This is a genomic window from Xanthomonas pisi DSM 18956 (genome assembly GCF_001010415.1).
Taxonomy (GTDB): Bacteria; Pseudomonadota; Gammaproteobacteria; order Xanthomonadales; family Xanthomonadaceae; genus Xanthomonas; species Xanthomonas pisi.
The window spans coordinates 1-3,317 of sequence record NZ_JPLE01000124.1 but is presented as its reverse complement, the minus strand read 5'-3'; the positions used below and the strand labels follow the sequence as shown (position 1 = coordinate 3,317).

2 protein-coding genes are annotated in these 3,317 nt (G+C 63.8%); both read right to left on the bottom strand.

Annotated features, from left to right (window positions below):
- Positions 1 to 2,190 (bottom strand): ligand-binding sensor domain-containing protein (locus tag Y887_RS17290; protein WP_046965525.1); only part of this gene is annotated, 2,190 nt, incomplete at its 3' end.
- A gap of 344 nt (positions 2,191 to 2,534) precedes the next feature.
- On the bottom strand, positions 2,535 to 3,317 hold a 783-nt coding region (locus Y887_RS17285), incomplete at its 5' end, for an ATP-binding protein (RefSeq protein WP_046965524.1).

The following is a 3,317-nucleotide window of genomic DNA, read 5'->3' as shown; positions in this document are numbered from 1 at the left end:
CGGGGGCAGGCGCGAAAACAGGCGCTCGCCGGTGGCACCAACATCAATCCAGTCCGGATCGTAACCGCTGAGGCGGAAGCGATAACTGGTGGACTCGGGGCTGGTAAACGTGGGCATCCGCGCAACGATATGCAGATCGCGATCGCCGTCCTGCACCTGCAATGGCACATTGTTGGTGACATCCATTTCGCGCTCACCGCGTCGCAGGCTGACGCGTTCGATCAACAGCTGCGGGCGGCGCAAATTCGGACGCATCATGGCCGGGTCGAACACCACGATGCCGTCGGATGTACCACCCAGGATCTGCCCCGTGCTTGCCTGCACCAGCGTCGCCACCTGCAGGGGCGAGCTCGGGAGTCCATCATGCACGTCGTAGACACGCACCAGCTTGCTGCCCGGGTCGACCCGAATCAGCCCGCGATGACTGGAGACCCAGGCCACACCGCCGGCATCGACCACCAGGCCGGTCGGCGACACCCTCGGAAACTCCTGATCTTTTCCCACCGTATCCAGATGCGTGAGCTGCGTGCCGTCCCAGAGATAACGCCGCAATTCTCCCGCCAATCCAACCCAGACGATGCCGCCATCTCCCTGGCGAAACACATAGGTGGGCAGGGACGGCGCGCCGCGTACCGCAACGAACTGATCGGCCTGCGGGTCCCAGCGCCAGAGACCGGCATTGTTGCTCAGCCAGATTTGTCCATCCGGTCCGACACGCATGTCCAGGACGCTCAGCGCTTTCAACCCGTGACTGGCATAGTCGATCGTCCTGAGCAGCTTGCCCTCGCTGCTCCAGAGTTGCACCCCGTGCGTCAGCAATGCGACCCAGATGCGACCCTGCGCATCTTCGGCCATCCTGCCCGGTCTGCCCGCGATGTCGGGGTCGGCTGCGGGTTCTTCCATGTGCTCGAGCAGCGGCCGACGCCTGACCTCACGGGTCTGGGGGTCGTATCGAATCAACGTCCCCTGCACACCGATCCAGACAATTCCCTTTCTGCTTTCAATGATGGTGTCGGGAACGCGTTCCGGATCGATCGGGGCCAGATGTGGCGTCACTCGGCCGGTGACTGGATCGAAGCGCTCAAGAACACCTCGCGTGCCGACCAGCCAGACTCCGCCGGTGATCGAAGGCGCTGTCGCAACAACCGAGGGATTGGCGAGGGACTGCGGATCATCCGCTCGATGCGAGAACAGCGCGAACGTGTCCCAACGCGGGGGCAGATGCCACAGCCCGCCCTCCAGGCTGGCAAACCACAGCCCTCCTTCGCGGTCCTGGTAGGACGTGATCCAGTTCCGGTTGACCAGACCGTGCGCTGAAAAACTGTAGATCGGCACACGTTCGATCGCGCCGCCGTCGGCGCTCATCCCCAGGCCGGTATCGGTATCCAGCCAATAGCGCCCGAGTTGATCGCGCAGCAGAACGCCTTTGACCTGCGGCGTGGCCGTGACGCTGTGCCAGGGGCGCGGCGTGGGCCGCCCGACGGTATTGAACTGAACTGTGTTTCCCTCAATATCGGCAACCCATAGCACCTTGCCGTCGGGCTCCTTGTACAGCCTGTTGACTGCCTGGGATGGCCCCGGGAGCGGCACGCGTTCCATGCGTCGGCCATCCCAGTGCACAAGTCCGCCCCAGGTACCGATCCACAAGGAACCGTCAGGCGCAACTTCGAAACCGACGACGTTGTCGGACGGCAGACTATCGGGATCGTCTGGCCTGGCGGAAAAGTGCTGCATCCGCCCGTCGGGCCGATACCGATACACCCCTTGTTTCGCGGTGCCGATCCAGACCTCGCCGTTTGGCGTCTGTGCCAACGCCCACACCATCATGTCGCGCAGTTCCGGAAAATTTGGATCTTCCAGCCGCTTGAATGTGCGCGTATTCGCTTCCAGATAGCCAACGCCGCCATCCTCGAAGCCCATCCACACCCGGTCCTTGGTATCGACACAGATGGTCCAGACCACGTTGCTGGTCAGGCCGTCTTCCATCCGCCAGATGCGGTAGTTGCGGCCATCGAATCTGGCCAACCCGTCATCGCTGGCAAGCCACAGATACCCCTGCTTGTCCTCGGCCAATTCACTGATCGTGTCGGACGGAAGTCCGTCGGCAATCGTCAGCTGGATGGGGACGGGTGTCGCTGGCGTACGCGCCTGCGCGGGAAGCACTGCCAGACACAGGCACACACAGAGCACAGCGAGCAGCCAATGGGACAAGCGGAATAGAGAGCGCACCGGGTCAGTTTCACGACAAGTCGGCGCATAGTGCGGGCCACGCGCGGTGCGGGCAAGCCCGAATCTGCGCATACGGCTGCGCATGCACCCCATCTCCCGGATGCTCGAGGTAGCGCTGTTGAAACACGCGTGCTGTGCCGCAGTGGTCGCGAACAGCGAGCACAAGACTGACAGTGTGCCGAAAAGACCTTCGTACCCTGGCCAAATCATCACCGCCTTGAATCACGGTTCAAACAGCCCGTTACCGGCGAACGCGCTGCATATCAGCCAACCGGCGTTCGCTCAGGTCGCGACCTCCGTGCCTGTCAGCGCTTGCTGCGCAACGCCTCGGCGATGGTGTCGGCCAGCATGTCGCCGGTCAGCGGCTTGCGCAGGAAACTGTCGAAGCCTGCTTCCTTGGCGGTGGGCTCGGCGGCTTCATCCGAACGCGCGGTCACCGCAATCAGCGGCATCTCGTAGCCGAACACGCGCAATTGCCGCGCCAGTGCGAACCCGTCCAGCCCGGGCAGATCCAGGTCCAGCAGCGCCAGGTCGAACGTATTGTCGGCAGCTTCGGTCAATGCGGCCAGACCGTGCGGCGCATGTACCACCGAGTGCCCCTGCGAGCGCAGCAGGCCGACGATGACCTCGGCAATGGTCGGGTCGTCCTCCACTAGCAGGATGCGCTGCGGCGCGATGGACGCGCTGGCACGCGTCACTTCACCGCTGAGCGCAGCGTTGGAGATGACCCAGCGCAGCGGCAGGTCCACCACGAACCGCGTCCCGGCGCCGAGCCGGCTGATCACCTCGATGTGCCCGCCCATCGCTATAGCCAGTTCCTGGCAGATCGCCAAGCCCAGGCCGCTGCCGCCATAGCGCGAGCTGGTCTTGGCGCCATCGCCCTGCTCGAAGCGCTGGAACAGCCGTGCCTTCTGATCGGCATTGATGCCCGGCCCCGTGTCGGCCACCTCAAAACGCAGGCCTTGATAGGAACCGAGCGTTGTCAATTTCAGGCCGACCACGCCGCGCTCGGTGAACTTGATCGCGTTGCTGAGCAGATTGAGCAGGATCTGGCGGATGCGGGTGGAATCGCCGCTGGCGGTGATGTC